Origin of the sequence: Anabaena sp. UHCC 0451, assembly GCF_034931405.1 — a bacterium.
GTDB lineage: Bacteria > Cyanobacteriota > Cyanobacteriia > Cyanobacteriales > Nostocaceae > RDYJ01.
The window spans coordinates 52403-69046 of sequence record NZ_JAYGHA010000023.1; the positions used below are offsets into that span (position 1 = coordinate 52403).

The following is a 16644-nucleotide window of genomic DNA, read 5'->3' on the forward strand; positions in this document are numbered from 1 at the left end:
TATGACTAATGAAAATTGATTACGATATTGTAATTATTGGCGGTAGTATTGCCGGATACCAAGCAGCCCTAACTGCAAGCCAACTACAGGCTAAAGTTGCCTTAGTACAGCCACAAGTCAACTATGAATTGAATTATCATTATCCACTCAGCGAATTGGGTAAAAGATCCCAGCAGTGTTTTGATCTAGCAAATCTTGGCATTATTACCCAAAAAGGAAATACTGCACCGGATATTTATCTGGATAAGCAGATTAATAATACTGCAGTACCAAAAAAACCGGAAATCCCAATCCATCAAAGCATCTGCACCTATTCTTACAAGCAAGCGATGTTGTCTGCTCAAGGTATTGCAGCAAATTTCAACCAAATTAATTCTGTTGCTAATTTAGCAGCCCAAGGAGTAGATGTAATTATCGGTAGTGGTAAATTTCACACTCAACCACTAAGTTTTGCAGTTAATGACCGCATTTTAAGCTCCCGTACCTATTTACTAGCTAGTGGTTCATGTCCCCAAATTCCCAATATTGAAGGTTTAAAAACCACAGGTTATGTCACTTTAACTAATATTTGGCAATCTTTAGAAAAATCAAACCTCCCCAAAAATTGGGTGATTTTAGGTGGTTTACCTCAAAGTGTGGAAATTGCTCAAACTTTAGCCCGTTTAGGTTGCAGCATCAATTTAATAGTTAACCATCCTAGTGTTTTTTCTCATCTTGATCCAGAAATAGCCCAATTATTGATAGCAGAATTAGAAGCTGACGGAGTGCGAGTTTTTAACCAAACAATAGTAACTCAAGTGCGGCAAATTGAAGATAAAAAATGGGTTCAAGTGGGAGATAAAGCCATTGAAACTGATGAAATTTTAGTTGCAAATGGACAACAGCCAAATATAGAGTCTTTGAATTTAGCAGATGTAGGAGTAAAGTGGCATCCACGCCGTTTAATTGTCAACGAAAAATTACAAACTACAAATCAACGCATTTACGCTTGTAGTGATGTCATAGGTGGTTATGATATTGCTAATATCGCTAATTATGAAGCGAAAATTGCTGTTAAAAATGCGCTTTTTTTGCCAAGACTTGCAGTTAATTATGCTTGTATTCCTTGGGTAATATCTTCTCAGCCAATGGTAGCACAAGTTGGTTTAACAGAACCACAAGCTAAACGCCGATATGGTAAAAACCAGGTTTTAGTTTTAAAGCAATATTTTAAATCAATAATAGCGGCACAAATTAAAGGCGAAATTACAGGTATTTGTAAATTAATTGTTTTAGAAAATGGTCAAATTTTGGGATGTTCTATATTAGGTGCAGAAGCAGGAGAGTTGATTAACTTAATTGCTTTTGCAATGTCCCAAAATATTAAAATTGAGAATTTAGAAAATTTAGCTGTTGCTTATCCTAGTTTCTCAGAAATATTAGCACAAACTGCAAGAGGATGGAGTCAGCAAAAACTCAATAAAAATCACATTTTACAAGAATTTCTCCAAAGTTTCTTCCATTTTCGACGTGATTGGAATTTATAATATTGGGGAATGGGGAATGGGGAATGGGGAATGGGGAATGGGGAATGGGGAATGGGGAATGGGAATAGGTAGGGGCGAAGCATTCGGGCGATAATTTATCAGTTTTTTCCCAGGTTTATCTTCCGAATGCTTCGCCCCTACGACTACTCCTATTATTTATCCTTTTCAACATTGCGTTTGAGAGTTTTTTCTATGAGAGAAACACTACCGATACCTTGAAGAACACCACGGGCAACTAAACCTAAACCACGACCAATAATTTTAGTGAGAATGAAAACAATACCACTACCTAAAAAAGATAATAAAGATTGTATACGAGGTGCGATCGCATCCCGAAGTTCTAACAGTAATGTCACTACTAAGGAAATACCGGAAAGTTCTGCTAACTCCTGGTTACGTGGGGCATAAATTGAAATTTTAGCAATACCACGAGGTGCAAAAACAAATAACTCATACCGACTTTCAAAAATTGCTTGGGGTTCATTTACATAATTATTTAACCTGTATTTCCAAGATAAATTATTTCTAAACCGTTCAATTTCTCTTGTCGAAATTAAGTGACGATCATAAAAATTTTGTTTTATAGATTCTACATCCGCCAAAAAATTGAGCAATGGTTGTAATACACCATTAGCAATCTGAATTAATAAATTTTCTAAAATCATTGATGCTTGGGAGTTTGCTGCTTCAGTACCTGCTGGATATGATGTATTATCAACATACAAATCTGTGTGCCAGAGTAGATAAGCAAATAATTCTATAACCAAGGGAATTTTATTCAAGATTTCAGTTTCTACACCTGCGGAATTATTCAATAAGAAATTGGCTATTTCTATGTTTTTATCACCTATAGTTATCCGTGAAAACTTGCCATAAAAATCTGTAATGGCTGATTGCCATAAATTATTGAGTAATTTAGCTTTTAACTCTGGTAATTGATTATTTTCAATTTTTGAACTACGTAATTCATCTAATTGTTGAGATATTTTTTGCAAGATGAGATAAAGTAATTCTCTTTTTTTTTCTTCCCGGAGGATATCAATTTCTAAAGGTATATCGGTAAGATTTTGTAAAGGAAATTGGAGTTTATGAATACAAGATGCAAATAATGTCGATTGTAGTGCTTTTGCATTCAATAAAGGCGGTAAAATAGTTTGTATTTGTTGTGATTCTGGTTTACTAATGGTCTTACTAAGGTAAGAAATGGGTGGTGGTAGTGGTTGGGGAGTTTGTATTGGTTGTCTTTCCTCTGGTGCAGCTAATAAATGATTAACTAGCCAACGCGCAGCTAACATTTCCCGGCGTTGTCCGGCGAGAATAGCTTTATCTAATAATGGTAATCCAGGTATTTTTAATTGTGCGGTAACTGCGGTGAGGGTGTTATTAATGTGGCTAATTCCTGACAAACGGAGGTTATTTCGCAGTTTAGTAAAAGGTAAATGAGATGATGGAGGATTTATTCCTGGAGTTAGCAACCAATAATAACCACCCGATGCTATTTCTTGGATAGTGGGGACTAATTCAGAAATGGATATACCTTTGGGACAATAGCCATTTACGCCCATATTTTTTGCTGCCAATAATAGTTCTGGTGTAGATATAGAACTCAGCAACAAAATAGGTATATGAGGGTATAAAGCTTTGAGTTGTCGACAAAATTGTAATCCTAACTGCTGAGATTCGGTAGAACTCCCATTGCCTAATTCTAAAACTATTAAATTAACTGGGTTTTGATCAGGTGTAATTATTTCTAATAACACCTGTAAAGCTGCGGTATCGGTGGAGACATCCGCTACTACTTGTAGGTGGGGAATTGTTTCTAAAGCTACCCTTAATCCTAGACGAAAGATGGGATCTGGGTCAATTAACAATAAATTTAAGTGTAAAGGGCGATCGCTCATACTCAGGTAATCTACAGATAGACTTTCCAACTATCAGTTGTCAGTGAAAAAAGGCAAGATGCAAGAGGTCTTTAATTCTCCCCATCTTCCCATTTCCTCACACTTCTATCATCTATCATCTATCACCTGTGTTTATTCTGGGTTACGGTGTCCAAAAAAGTTAATAGTGTAACCACTAATTTTAACGCCTGTTTGGTTCTCAACTTGTTGAATCAATTCGTGCGGTAGTTCTATATGTACATCCAGAATTTGATTTGTATCCATACAGTTGACGTGGCTGTGGGCATCACTGATATTTCCGTATAAACGCCCATCACAATGTTCAATACACTCAATAATACCCTGACTGGATAAGGCTTCTAGATTTTGATAAACAGAAGTATGGCCGATTTCTTTATTTTGTTGATTCAAGCGATCATAAATTTCCCTAGCGGAAAGATGTTCATCTGCTTGCCAAAGTAATTCCAGTATAAAACGTCGCTGACGGCTAACGCGCATACCCAGCAGTTGACACCGATCTATGGCATCTTCTAAGGAACGAATTGCTTTTGTAGAAATAGCTGGCTTGTGCATATTTCAGTTGTAACTATAGGGATATTCTTACTGTTAATTAACCCTTCCAAGACAATTACTGTTTTTTATACAGAAGGATCTTAAACACATTTTTTGCTTATACCTGTGTTGTTGACGCTAAATGCTCTATTAATCACAGGTAGAAGCAAGTTTAGCCTTTGATTAACAGTTGCTTTGTTAAATCCTAACTCTAAAACAAACTCATTACAACTTTAGCTTAAAAATGCAGTAAATGTCCAGGTAAGGAGGTGTATTTTAGTTAACATTCTATAAAAACATAAGTAGTCAATAGACGGTAGCGTCAATGCCCAAAAACTGCTACTGTGGATTCTCAATACCCAATTTGAGCCATCAAAAAAGCAGCAAATCAGTCAATGACAATCACAATCACCATTAATAACGATTCCATTAACAATCTGGATTTGTCACCTGCATTCACGATAATTGAACCGCTGCTGCAAGAGAAATCCATTACATCCCAAGAACAGCAACTGCGCTTTGAAATTAACTACGCACAGGAAGCAAATGATCCAAGAGAATTTTCAGAAATTCCAGAAGTACGATTATGGTTTGTGCGTCTAGATGCCAAATATCCTTGGTTGCCATTTTTACTAGATTGGAAAGCTGGGGAATTTGCCCGTTACTCCGCCATGCTAGTACCCCATCAGTTTAGTTCTAAAGAAGGGATACAGTATAACCCTGAAGCCTTAGAAATTTTTTTGATGCACAAAATTTTTATTTTGAGTGATTGGCTAAAACAGCAAAATATCCCCACTCAATTCCGGCTTAAATCTCTAGCGCAAATACTAGGTTATGAATTAGAAGATGGTTTCTTTGAAATGATTGAAACAAGATAAGAATTTAGGAGGCAGGAGTCAGGAGTCAGGATTTAAGAAGAGTTCAGATTAATTTTTATGCTCCAATCCCAAGTAAAATTCAAAGTTCAGAGAGTGGGAGAAAAATGAATTAAAAATTATTAATTAATTTTGAATTTTGAATTTTGAATTTTGAATTGGAGCAAAGCGACTCAACCTCCCCAGATTTTTTCTAAAACAGTTGCAGGTGGAATATCTGCCGTTTTACCAGTAGGAGATTTAATAGCGAGGAATTTATCACTTTGTGGTAATAACTTGCCAGGTTCTGTAGAACCCAGTAGGACGATGGTAAAGGTTTGCACAGCTACAGCAAGTTGTAGTGGCGCACTTTCAATAGATAGCATCAAACTAGCGCCACCAATTATGGCAGTTAACTTGCCAACATCATCAGGAAAAATCACTTTAATTCCTGGGCAAGATTCCAGTAAAGATAACACAAATGGCTCATCATCAGTTTCTTTAATAACCACCACTGGTAAATTTGCTTGTTTGCGTTGGCAATCTTGGATAATTTGTTGCCAACTGGCCAGAGGATAGTTTGTATTTTCACTATCAATTTGGGACAACTTGCCAGAACCACCGTAAATCAGGATATAACCTGTTTCATGTATTTCCAAGCGTTTTTGTTGCTGTTGCGCCCATTCAATATCTGGTTTCAGGATATTTACTGATAAATCTGGGCAAAGTGTGTTAATTTTTAGAGGTTTCAATAGGTCATGATACATCGCTGCTATATATTGGGATGTATTTACAGATACGGTACTGGTAAGAAAACCTGCACCTTTGCCTTTAAAGCCGATGCGTGTGGGAATTCCCGTCAACCAGAGAAACAAACCTAAAAACCAGCTTTCTCCAGCAGTAATAGCAATATCATACTCGCGATCGCGAATCGTACCCACCAAGTTACCCCAATCTGCTAGACTATTACGATCTTTGTAATCAAAGGTCAATACCTCATGAACTGACTGGCTGACTCGGTAGGCAGCCTTTGACCGAGGTTCCACAACGACATCTATCTGCGCGTTGGGATAATAACGCTTCAGATCATCCAAAGTGGGAAAAAAGAGAATTTGGTCGCCAATTGAACCAGGTACAAAAGCTACTACTCGCATAAATAATAATATTTATTGACGCTTATCGCTCCTTATTTTAGGGGAATATCGGTAAGATAGTTGGACTTTCAGATTGTTAAATTAAACAGGCTGTTCTTGAGTAGGGGGAGATGGGATCTGATTCAAGATTCCTGGTTTTGAATTTTTTGATTTTCCGACCAAGATACTATATGGGTCTTCTTCAAATGTACCGTGCATCGTCATCAGCATAGCCTGAATTAATGCTTTGGCTTTGAGTAGTATTTCTTGAAATTCCATTTCTGGATCAGAAAGTGCCACGATACCGCCACCAATACCAATAGAAGTTCCATTAGGAGTGAAAATAGCAGTGCGAATAACTATATTCAAATCACTTGCACCATTCAATCCTAAAAAACCAATCGCTCCTGAATATACTCCCCGTGCTTCTTGTTCCAGGTGATCAATAATTTGCATGGTTCTGATTTTAGGCGCTCCTGTCATTGATCCTCCTGGAAATGCTGCTCGAATACAATCTACTGCTTGCAGGTTTGATGGCAAATGTCCGCGAATTGTTGTCACTAGTTGATGTACAGTAGCGTAGGTTTCGACATCCATTAATTTTGGTACATGAACACTACCTACTTCACAGACCTGTCCTAAATCATTACGTAATAAATCGACAATCATCAGATTTTCTGCTCTGTCTTTTTCGCTGTTTCGCAGTTTTTCTCGCAGGATAAAATCTTCTTCGGGGTTTTTTCCTCGTCGTAGCGTTCCTTTAATAGGCTTAGTTTCTACCCACCCTTGACGATCAATTTGCATAAATCTTTCTGGAGAAGAACAGGTGATCGCTATTTCACCAAAGCGCAAAAATGCAGCATAAGGGGCAGGATTTATCTGCCGTAAATGACGATAAAATGCCAATGGATCAGGTTTAATATCCGTGTGTAGTTGATTTGTGAGACAAACTTGATAAGTTTCCCCTTCATGAATTTCTTGTAAACAATGGTGAATATTATTAATGTAAGTTTGGTAAGGACGACTTAAATAGAACTTAATTTCCTCACCATTAGCTTGTGCTACAAGAGGAGGAAGAGGAGGTAAATTTTCAAGTTGTTGTTGGATGGCATCAAACCAAATTTCTCCCTGTTCCCTTGCTCCTTTTTTGATTAATTGCAGCAAATAAATACATTGTTCTTGATGATCGATAGCAATCAAGCGATCGGCAAATAAAAAAATTGCATCTGGCAAAGGTGAAGAATGTACTAATTTTCCGCCACATTCTGCTTTCAGTTCATAGCCAAAATAGCCAACAAATCCACAGTTAAAATCAAAAGGTAAATCATCATTTTGGCAACTCCGGTGGTCAATTTCTCGTTTGAGAAATTCAAAAATACTTTCGGTGCGACGAGTTACCCTATCTGACTGTGTGATCATGAGTTCTTGGTTTTGGGTACGGTAACGCACCAATAAACTGTTTTTCCCATTCCCATCACCCATAAAAGAGAACCGAGATAGACCAGTTTCTATGTAACTACTGTCTAACCAAAAACTATTTGGTGCTTCCTGAAATAAATGAACAAATATCTGTTCTGTATTCGGGCAAATATCTAACTTTCGCGTCTGAAGTTCAAATTCTTCTGGCTTTTTACAAGTATAATTAACAGCATCATCGACAGAATTTTCTCCTATCCACTGCTTTTTTTCTAAACGGATTGCAGATTTTTTTAAATATTGAAATGTGATATTTTTAAAATTTTCTAATAATTTTTTTCCATATTCTGTACAAATAGACTCTGGATGAAACTGCACACCCCAAAATGGTAAATGACGATGGCGTAAACCCATCACTAAACCTTCTTGAGTCCAAGCAATTTTTTCTAAACAATCAGGTAATTTATCTGCAACTAATAAGGAATGATAGCGCACCGCAGAAAATGGACTAGGAATATCTTGAAACAATTCCAAACCATGATGATAAATCTTACTAATTCTCCCATGTCTAACTTCCGGGGCATGAATAATTTTACCACCATTTAGGTAGGCAATTCCTTGATGTCCAAGACAAACTCCCAGCAATGGCACATCTAAATTATTTTCAATGATTTGTTGGCAAATTCCAAAATCTTCTACTATTTCTGGACGACCTGGACCTGGAGAAATGACAATGTTGTCAAAGCCAATTTTTTTCAATTCATCCCAGTTAACTTCATTATTGCGAATTACCAGAGGATATTTACCATTTATTTCAGCAATCATCTGGTACAAATTGAAGGTATAAGAATCGTAATTATCAACAATTAATGTTTGCATATTTTTTAGAGATTATTGTTAATATTCAAAAGCTCTGTGTCGTTTCCAAATTCTATTCCCAACGCTTTAGGTATAGTTGAGTTTATCCATATCTTAAATTACTAAGTAGTACATTTGAAGCTATAATTGGCGCTTATTATTTAGATAATAGTTGTGATGTTGAACCACTCCGTGCTATTGTTGAACACATTATTTGATTCCGTATCAGAACACACAGGGGGAAATTCATAAATTACCCCTAAGTAAGAATAAGGTTTGTAGTAGTTAAAAATTAAGAAAAGTTGTGTATTTATTAATTCCCGCCGCAGGTAGCGGCAAAAGAATGGGTGCTGACCGCAATAAACTCTTACTACAGGTACACTCAAAATCATTAATTGCTTGGACTTTGTTAGCTGCGGAAGCTGCAAGTGCTATCAGTTGGATTGGGATTATTTCCCAACCTCATGACTGGGAAGACTTTAAGGGTATTATGGCTGATTTGAAGCTCACTAAACCAGTTGAATTTATTCCTGGTGGGAGTACCCGGCAAGAGTCGGTTTACAACGGCTTGCTGGCTCTCCCAGAGGCTGCTGAACAAGTATTAATTCATGATGGGGCGCGATGTTTAGCTACACCTAATTTACTCAATGCCTGTGCGGAGGCTATTCGTCATTGTCCTGGGTTAATTGCGGCTGTACCGGTGAAAGATACCATTAAAGTTGTGAATGAAAACGGCATAATTGAAAGTACACCCAACAGAGAACAACTTTGGGCGGCTCAAACTCCCCAAGGGTTTGATGTTAAACTATTAAAACAATGCCATACTGAGGGTGTGCGGCAAGGTTGGGAAGTGACGGATGATGCAGCTTTGTTGGAAAAATGCGGGATTGAAGTGAGTATAGTACCAGGAGAGGAAACAAATTTAAAAGTTACCACTCTTCAAGATTTAGCGATCGCTGAATTTATTCTTAATCATAGGGAAGAGGGAACAGGGAACAGGGAACAGGAAACTACTTAATTATCCTTCTGCCTTTTGCCTTTTGCCCCGAAATTTCTCAATATGCCCAGGAAAAACATAGATATAGCTATCAAAATAGAAGCGATTTTGTATTTAAAGGGTAAACCTTTATCTTTGAGTGAAATTGCCGAGTATGCTGGGTGCGATCGCCCTACAGCGGAAGAAGGGATAATTGAACTCATGGATAATTATGCCCGTCGAGATAGTGCGCTGGAAGTTGTAGAAACTGTAAATGGTTATAGTTTGCAACTGCGGTCAGATTTTCATGATTTAGTACAGACGTTGATACCTGTAGAATTAGGTGTAGGAGCTTTACGGACTTTAGCGGCGATCGCTCTCAACAGTCCTATTCTCCAAAGCGAATTGATTGACCTCCGGGGTTCAGGTGTATATCAACACGTTCCTGAATTAGTAGAATTAGGATTTGTTCGCAAACGCCGAGAAGGTGATTCCCGGTCATATTCATTACAAGTCACCCCGAAATTTCATCAATATTTTCAAATCGATCAACTGCCTCAAATCATCCCCACAAACGAGAAAGAACAACAGCTAGAACTAGAGTTAGAGGGAACTGGGGGGGGATAGGGGACTAGGGACTGGGGAGATGGGGAGAAAATTCTTTACCTGTTACCTGTTACCTGTTACCTGTTACCTGTTCCCTGTTTTGATAAATGCGCTAGGCTTGTACTATGGTTTAAAGTAGAATTAGCAACTAAGCTAGAAGAAATTGCCAATGGTGTTTGATCCTGACTTTTTGAATGACAACTCTTCTGAGGAACACACTAATCAGCTTCTGAACGATCACCTGGGAGAAAGCCCGAATCCGTTATTGAAATATTTACAGCATCAATCTCCCGATGTTCTTGCGCGTGTTGCCCAGTCTGCCAGCCCAGAAATTAAACAAATCATCTCCCAGAATGTCCAAGGGCTAGTAGGGATGCTCCCACCAGAGAGTTTTAACGTCCAAATTACTACAGACCGGGATAACTTAGCAGGGCTGTTAGCATCAGCAATGATGACTGGGTATTTCCTGCGCCAGATGGAACAAAGAATGCAATTAGAGAATTTGTCTAATCAATAGTTATTAAGTACAGCCGTAATTAATCACGGCTGTACTATAAACTAAATTTAGGGGGAAGTTCCTGAGCGCACTTTTAAGGTTTGAGTTCTGCCATTACGGTTGACTTCGATTTCTAGAATGTCTCCAACTTTACTAGAATCAACGATCTTTTGTAATTGGGCTGTAATTTGTACTGGTTTACCGTTGATTTTTTGAATCACGTCTCCGGGAAGTAGTCCTGCTTGTGCTGCTGGCGAATCTTTAAGAACTTTCTTAATTGCAATACCAACATCGGGCTGAATGTTGAGTTTCATGTTCTGATTCAGCTGCTGTTTTTTGCCCGGTGAAAGGTCTAGCATTTCAATGCCCAAAAAAGGGTGATCTGCTTTTCCTTTGGTAAATAGTTCATTAGCTATGCGGACGGCGGTTTCAATGGGAATGGCAAAACCAAGTCCTTGAGCATCAGTGCGGATAGCAGTATTAACGCCAATAACTTCACCTTGGGCATTTAAAAGAGGTCCACCTGAGTTACCGGGGTTAATTGCGGCATCAGTTTGGATAAAGCTAACGCGTTTATCGGGAATGCCTACTTGGGCGCTAGTGCGATCAGTGGCGCTAATAATACCAATAGTTACAGTATTATCTAATCCTAAAGGATTACCAATAGCGATCGCCCATTGACCTGGGATTAATATTTGTGAATTGCCTAACGTAACTGTAGGTAACTTATCCGCAGGAATTTTGACTACTGCTACATCGGTGACAGTATCAACACCCACTACCTTACCTTCAAAAATTCGACCATCTTTGAGGGTAACTTGTACTGTATCTGTCTGTGTAACTACGTGAGCATTGGTTAATAATAGACCATCTGCACTTAAAATAAATCCTGAACCCGTACCGCGCTCAATTCGTTCTTGAGGAATTGGTTCTTCATCTTCCCCAAAAAAATGCCGCCACATAGGATTTTTTAAAGCTTGAAAAATTGGATTTGCCACTTTACGAGTAGCATTAATTCGCACCACCGCAGGACCTACTTTCTGCACAGCAGTAGCAATAAAATTGACATTATTGCCACCAACAGAATTCCCCATAGACCCGGAAGGATAAGCAATCACAGATTCTGAAGGTACAGATGCTGTGACATTTTTGAACTTTGGAAACGAGCTATTGTATGGCAAATATCGACTACTAAAAACACCAAGACTACCGCCAATAGCCACTAAAAACATATAAACGGCTAATTGCTTCACAGATAACTTCATATTAATTAATTAAGAATAATTGCGTTCACAGGGAGACGTATTACTAACTTCTAAGTTTAGTCAAGTAAATCATAAGTGAGGAGATAAGTTTACATCACTTTGAATACATAATTAGGGATGATCTCAAATCAAGCAAAAAAAACATCCATCTTTAAAATTCTCCAACTAAAATTTAGAATTAGCTATCTCTAAACTAGTTGAAATGACTTTTCCTGATCGTCCAATGTTTCTCTGTAGCTTAGTTAGCACTTTGGGGCTAATATCCATGCTGCTGCAACCGCCAAGTGCTGCTGCTGAACCAAGTTGTCCAACTCCTGCCCTATCTCGCATCCAAAAACATCAAGTTACTCGTAACGAGACTTTAGAGAGCATAGCCCAGCAATATAAGCTTATGCCAGCAACAATCATTAACATGAATCCATCCGTAAATAATGGCACAGTGACACCTGGTACTCAACTGCAAATTCCCCCCTTCAATGGAGTTGTAGTCCAAGTACCTAATGGTCAAACTTGGCGACAAGTAGCCACAAAATACAAAATTCGTCCAGATACATTGTTTGAGACCAATGGTTGTCAACAAAACCCTAGAGTTGTATTTGTGCCAGTTATACCAGGGTTAACAGCAAAACCGAATCAAATTATTACTACTTCCCCTGTACAAACTGCGACATCAGCCCAAATAACTGGATATCCTTTAGCTAATTCTACAACTGTGGCCTTAGCTTATGGGTGGCAAATTCATCCAATTACAGGTAAAGTTTTCTTTCATAGTGGTGTAGATTTAATAGCACCAGTGGGTACACCTGTGCAAGCGATCGCACCCGGTGTTGTAGTATTTGCTAAAGACCAAGCCAGCTACGGCAAATTAGTGATTATTAACCACGCAGACGGACTACAAACTCGTTATGCTCAATTGGAAACAATTCAAGTTAACTTGGGACAAAATATCAAACAAGGTGACATATTAGGTACTGTAGGTGCTACAGGCCAACCAACTTCTAGAGAACCACATCTACACTTTGAAATTCGTGCTAATGAACTTCTAGGATGGACAGCAAAAGATCCAAAAGAGTATTTAATTAGGTGACAGGTGACAGGTGACAGCGAAGAGAGGAGGGGAGGTTAAATAATTTAATTACCAATTACCAATTACCAATTACCAATTACCAATTACCAATTACCAATTACCAATTACCCATTCTGTTGATTTAATGATGTGCATTCCGGCGGCTGCAAATTTTGCAAATGTGGCGTTAGCTTGTTCTGTGTAGTCAACAACACCGGGAACAACAACGGGTGAAGTGCAATCTTCTAACAGATAGATTTTTTTGGTTAGGGTGCTATCTACCTGTTGAATTTCTGTTAAAAGATCATCAATTGTCCAAGCAACACAATGACTTTTAGCTTGTCCACCAATAATCACAGCATCATAATTTAAAAGTTGTTGAATTAAATTTTTATTCTTTTGTCCAATGGGCTTGTCATCAAATCCTATTAAAACTTCTGGACGTAAAATAGAATAATTTTCTGTTAAGGGATTTTCCCCTTTTAATTCAAATTGGGCTTGAGTTTTACGGGAGATACTGTGAAAAAAGATGGCTTCTTCCACTGCTGAAACCAAAGCATGACCAATTCCGCCTAACATAGAATGATAAGGCCAAACAGTTAGAGGATATTTACCATCCTGGCTGAGTTGTTTAACATAATGAAAAGCCTGTTTTTTTAATAATTCATAATCGCCAGTCACACTATTAGCAACGGCTGGATTAACTTGCCAAATACCTTGTTCAATATCTGTTGGTGTAATATTAGTAGCTGCTGGTGTGGGGTGTTCTCCATTGGCATTTATCCAAAAAATAGGATGGAAAATTTGCATAGCTGTGTGAGTATCTAAGGTAGGGATAATTTTTGTGATTATTCCCAAGTGACGATAAATAAAGGCACACAATCTTTGATTATCATCAACTGCACCAGTTCCGGTTTTTCCACCTACATATAATTCAAAATCAGGAATACAAAAAGTGTTTTGGACATCAATTAATAATAGACAAATGCGAGTTTTATCTGTTGATGCTGGTAGGATATTATGTTGTTTTGTCCATGCTTCAGCTTCAGATGCCCGTTGTTGATAAGGTACACGATAGACTTCACCGATTTTATTGAGGTTAAAGTGGGGAGGGAGGGGAAATTGAGTTGGGGTAGTCATCATATATTCAAAGTTGGGAAAATGATATGGATTTAAGATAATGATGAAACTGTAGATGTAAGTATTCAGCTATAGCAATCCTTCATATCCAGATCCCCGACTTCACGAGATCAATTTATCATTTATGGACACAATAAATAAAAGAAGTCGGGGATCTTATCGCCTTACCTGAATTCTTATCTGTAGATTATAAATTAACTTGTATAATTTTAGCAGAGGCAATTGCTTATGGTATTTTAGAGCTTAATTAAACCCTATTAACACCACAATAATGATTAAAAAAACAATAGGCTTAGAAAAAAACTTGTATGATTATTTACTTTCAGTTTCCTTACGAGAGCCAGAAATATTAACCCAGCTACGCCAGGAAACCGCCGAATTACCAATGGCTATAATGCAAATTTCCCCCGAACAGGGACAGTTTATGGCGTTGTTAGTTAAATTGTTAGGAGCAAAAAAGACTTTAGATATTGGTGTATTTACAGGTTATAGTTCCTTGGTGGTGGCTTTGGCTTTACCCGCAGATGGTAAAATTGTCGCCTGTGATGTGAGTGAAGAATATACCAACATAGCTCGGCGTTATTGGCAACAGGCAGGAGTAGCAGATAAAATTGACTTGAATATTGCCCCAGCTTTAGAAACTTTAGATCGGTTACTGACAACAGGTGAAGCAGAAAGTTTTGATTTTGCGTTTATTGATGCTGATAAAGGTAACTATGAAAATTATTATGAGCGATCGCTGCAACTAATTCGACCCGGTGGACTAATTGCCATTGATAACGTGCTTTGGTCTGGGAAAGTGGCAGATCCCGAAATTCAAGATAATCAAACTAAAAAAATTCGCGTTTTTAATCAAAAATTACATCAAGATTCACGAATTACCCTAAGTTTAGTTCCCATAGCCGACGGTTTGACATTAGCCAGGAAAAATTAGGGGAGTGATAACGGATAACTGTCCTTGTGGTACGCTATCTGCTTTAGATAGCGTTGAGGTACAGAAGATGTCGAAGCTGCGGGTGGGGTTGCTGTTTGGTGGACGTTCTGGAGAACATGAAGTTTCAATAATTTCTGCACGAGCGATCGCAAAAGCCTTGAGTGCAGAAGAAAATAGTCATAAATACGAAATTCTGCCTTTTTATATCCAAAAAGATGGCGTTTGGCAAGCTGGGGAAATAGCACAACAAGTTTTAACATCTGGTGTCGCTAGAGAAAATCCCTCTTTAACTCCTAATTTATGGCAATTTCCCCCACAAACAGCAGAAATTGAGCTTTGGTTTCCTATTCTCCACGGTCCCAACGGTGAAGATGGGACAATTCAGGGTTTACTAACTTTAATGCAAGTTCCCTTTGTGGGTTCTGGGGTTTTAGGTTCAGCAACGGGGATGGATAAAATCGGCATGAAAACCGCTTTTGCCCAAGCTGGACTACCCCAGGTAAAATATAAAGCCGTAACTAGGGCGCAAGTTTGGTCTAATGCTTGTATATTTCCGAAATTGTGTGATGAGATAGAAGCAACATTAGACTATCCCTGTTTTGTCAAACCTGCTAACCTGGGTTCATCGGTAGGAATTGCCAAAGTGCGATCGCGTCAAGAATTAGAAGCAGCTTTAGATAATGCTGCAACCTATGATAGACGCATCATCGTCGAAGCTGGAGTTGTTGCTAGAGAAGTAGAATGTGCAGTTTTAGGTAACGATAACCCCAAAGCCTCTGTTATTGGTGAAATTACTTTTGATAGCGATTTTTACGATTACGAAACTAAATATACCCAAGGTAAAGCCGACTTATTTATTCCTGCACGTCTACCAGAATCAGTTGTTCAACAAATTCAAGAAATGGCATTACAAGCATTTACAGCCGTTGATGCTGCTGGTTTAGCGCGGGTTGACTTTTTCTATGTAGAAGCTACTGGTGAAATCTTGATTAACGAAATTAACACCCTCCCAGGGTTTACATCCACAAGTATGTATCCTCAACTATGGGCTAATACTGGTGTTTCTTTTACCGAATTAGTAGATCAATTAATTCAACTAGCAATTGAAAGACATTCTCTGAACAAATGAGATCAAGTTCCAGATATATCCTCGACTCCATAAAAGCTGATTTTTTGCGAAGGTTAGGTAAAAAATGCTCTTTTTAGCAAAAAGCTACCTTTAAACCCCATTATCCTACTGATAGTTAACGCTTGTGTCTTCTAGTACAATAATCTACTAGAGGATACAAGAACAAATCAATCATGGATAGTCACAATGCAAAGCCAGAAACAACGGAAGCTACAAAAAGCACTTCAAAAGAATTAAAAAATACCTTCCCAGCTAAAAACCTGTTAGTAAGGTATTCTTGGTTATTCTTCTTGAGTTTTTTAGCAATTCCCCTGGGAGTGGGAATTTTGAGCTATTATCAGCTAATTTATGTTGGCTACGTGCCACAAATAGAACCAGAAAAATCCGCAGAAGTAGTCAGTGAAGAACCAATCACAACATCTTCTAATCACAGTAATCCTACACCTTTATGGTTAATGTTAGCGATCGCTCTGAGTTGTGCATCTGGTTGCTGGATAATTTTTCGCTTACTCAAACTTCCCCAAAGGGTTTAAAAAAGGTTGTGAATTGTTGATATTAGTCAAAATAGTTTTAAAAAATTCTCCTCAATAATAACTGATAAAAAGTGCCAACTTGGCAACCAATCAGTAAACGACCCGGTTAAATTATTAAAAGATAAACGAATTTACGGGTGTTGTTATCAGGGGCTAATACCATTAACAATGAATTTTGAACAAAAGCTTTTTATAAAATTGTTTTTAGGGAAATGTTCAACAATCTACTAAGAATTTTCTGGACTATATAGTTCAGATA

The 16644-nt window shown here is 38.0% G+C and carries 15 protein-coding genes and 1 pseudogene; 10 read left to right on the forward strand and 6 right to left on the reverse strand.

Annotated features, from left to right (window positions below; all coding sequences use genetic code 11):
* Nucleotides 1-8 precede the first annotated feature (8 nt).
* A complete protein-coding gene (locus tag VB694_RS16710) occupies nt 9-1526 on the forward strand; it encodes an NAD(P)/FAD-dependent oxidoreductase (RefSeq protein WP_323361460.1) in 1518 nt (505 codons plus the stop codon).
* Nucleotides 1527-1678: 152 nt separating this feature from the next.
* On the opposite strand, the gene VB694_RS16715 is transcribed toward VB694_RS16710, so the two are convergent.
* Nucleotides 1679-3427 (reverse strand): DUF3685 domain-containing protein, encoded by a 1749-nt coding sequence (locus VB694_RS16715; RefSeq protein ID WP_323361497.1) that lies wholly within the window; start codon nt 3425-3427, stop codon nt 1679-1681.
* 132 nt (nt 3428-3559) lie between these two features.
* Nucleotides 3560-4000 carry a Fur family transcriptional regulator gene (locus VB694_RS16720; RefSeq protein ID WP_323361461.1) on the reverse strand — a complete coding sequence of 147 codons (441 nt, stop codon included), beginning with the start codon at nt 3998-4000 and terminating at the stop codon, nt 3560-3562.
* Between the two features lie 374 nt (nt 4001-4374).
* On the opposite strand from VB694_RS16720, the gene VB694_RS16725 reads away from it, so the two are divergent.
* Entirely contained in the window at nt 4375-4857 is a 483-nt protein-coding gene (locus tag VB694_RS16725) for a CRR6 family NdhI maturation factor (protein WP_323361462.1), read from the forward strand.
* 170 nt (nt 4858-5027) lie between these two features.
* Here the strand turns inward: VB694_RS16725 and VB694_RS16730 are convergent, their stop codons facing one another.
* A complete protein-coding gene (locus VB694_RS16730; protein ID WP_323361463.1) occupies nt 5028-5987 on the reverse strand; it encodes a glycosyltransferase family 9 protein in 960 nt (319 codons plus the stop codon).
* Between the two features lie 81 nt (nt 5988-6068).
* Entirely contained in the window at nt 6069-8261 is a 2193-nt protein-coding gene (pabB, locus tag VB694_RS16735; protein WP_323361464.1) for an aminodeoxychorismate synthase component I, read from the reverse strand.
* 98 nt (nt 8262-8359) lie between these two features.
* Here pabB and VB694_RS25330 point away from each other — a divergent pair.
* The 4 genes and pseudogenes from VB694_RS25330 to VB694_RS16750 form a co-directional block, all read left to right on the forward strand.
* Nucleotides 8360-8471 (forward strand): annotated as a pseudogene (locus VB694_RS25330) (ribonuclease III); the annotation flags it as partial.
* 73 nt (nt 8472-8544) lie between these two features.
* On the forward strand, nt 8545-9258 hold the full coding sequence (ispD, locus tag VB694_RS16740) for a 2-C-methyl-D-erythritol 4-phosphate cytidylyltransferase (RefSeq protein WP_323361465.1): 714 nt from the start codon (nt 8545-8547) through the stop codon (nt 9256-9258).
* Nucleotides 9259-9300: 42 nt separating this feature from the next.
* Entirely contained in the window at nt 9301-9843 is a 543-nt protein-coding gene (gene scpB / locus VB694_RS16745; RefSeq protein WP_323361466.1) for an SMC-Scp complex subunit ScpB, read from the forward strand.
* A 148-nt stretch (nt 9844-9991) separates the two neighbouring features.
* The gene (locus tag VB694_RS16750; protein ID WP_323361467.1) at nt 9992-10339 is read left to right on the forward strand and encodes a DUF760 domain-containing protein; all 348 of its coding nucleotides are present in this window, start codon (nt 9992-9994) and stop codon (nt 10337-10339) included.
* A gap of 47 nt (nt 10340-10386) precedes the next feature.
* On the opposite strand, the gene VB694_RS16755 is transcribed toward VB694_RS16750, so the two are convergent.
* Nucleotides 10387-11583 (reverse strand): HhoA/HhoB/HtrA family serine endopeptidase, encoded by a 1197-nt coding sequence (locus VB694_RS16755; RefSeq protein ID WP_323361468.1) that lies wholly within the window; start codon nt 11581-11583, stop codon nt 10387-10389.
* 202 nt (nt 11584-11785) lie between these two features.
* Here VB694_RS16755 and VB694_RS16760 point away from each other — a divergent pair, with 202 nt between their 5' ends.
* Nucleotides 11786-12670, forward strand: coding sequence for a M23 family metallopeptidase (locus VB694_RS16760; protein ID WP_323361469.1), 885 nt, complete (start codon nt 11786-11788; stop codon nt 12668-12670).
* A gap of 90 nt (nt 12671-12760) precedes the next feature.
* On the opposite strand, the gene VB694_RS16765 is transcribed toward VB694_RS16760, so the two are convergent.
* Nucleotides 12761-13789 (reverse strand): isochorismatase, encoded by a 1029-nt coding sequence (locus VB694_RS16765; protein WP_323361498.1) that lies wholly within the window; start codon nt 13787-13789, stop codon nt 12761-12763.
* A gap of 271 nt (nt 13790-14060) precedes the next feature.
* Here VB694_RS16765 and VB694_RS16770 point away from each other — a divergent pair, with 271 nt between their 5' ends.
* The 3 genes from VB694_RS16770 to VB694_RS16780 all read left to right on the forward strand — a co-directional run bounded on the left by VB694_RS16770 (nt 14061) and on the right by VB694_RS16780 (nt 16385).
* On the forward strand, nt 14061-14723 hold the full coding sequence (locus tag VB694_RS16770; RefSeq protein WP_323361470.1) for a class I SAM-dependent methyltransferase: 663 nt from the start codon (nt 14061-14063) through the stop codon (nt 14721-14723).
* Nucleotides 14724-14790: 67 nt separating this feature from the next.
* Nucleotides 14791-15852: a D-alanine--D-alanine ligase family protein gene (locus VB694_RS16775; protein WP_323361471.1), complete on the forward strand. Its 1062-nt coding sequence runs from the start codon at nt 14791-14793 to the stop codon at nt 15850-15852.
* A 173-nt stretch (nt 15853-16025) separates the two neighbouring features.
* Entirely contained in the window at nt 16026-16385 is a 360-nt protein-coding gene (locus VB694_RS16780) for a hypothetical protein (RefSeq protein ID WP_323361472.1), read from the forward strand.
* Nucleotides 16386-16644: the final 259 nt, after the last annotated feature.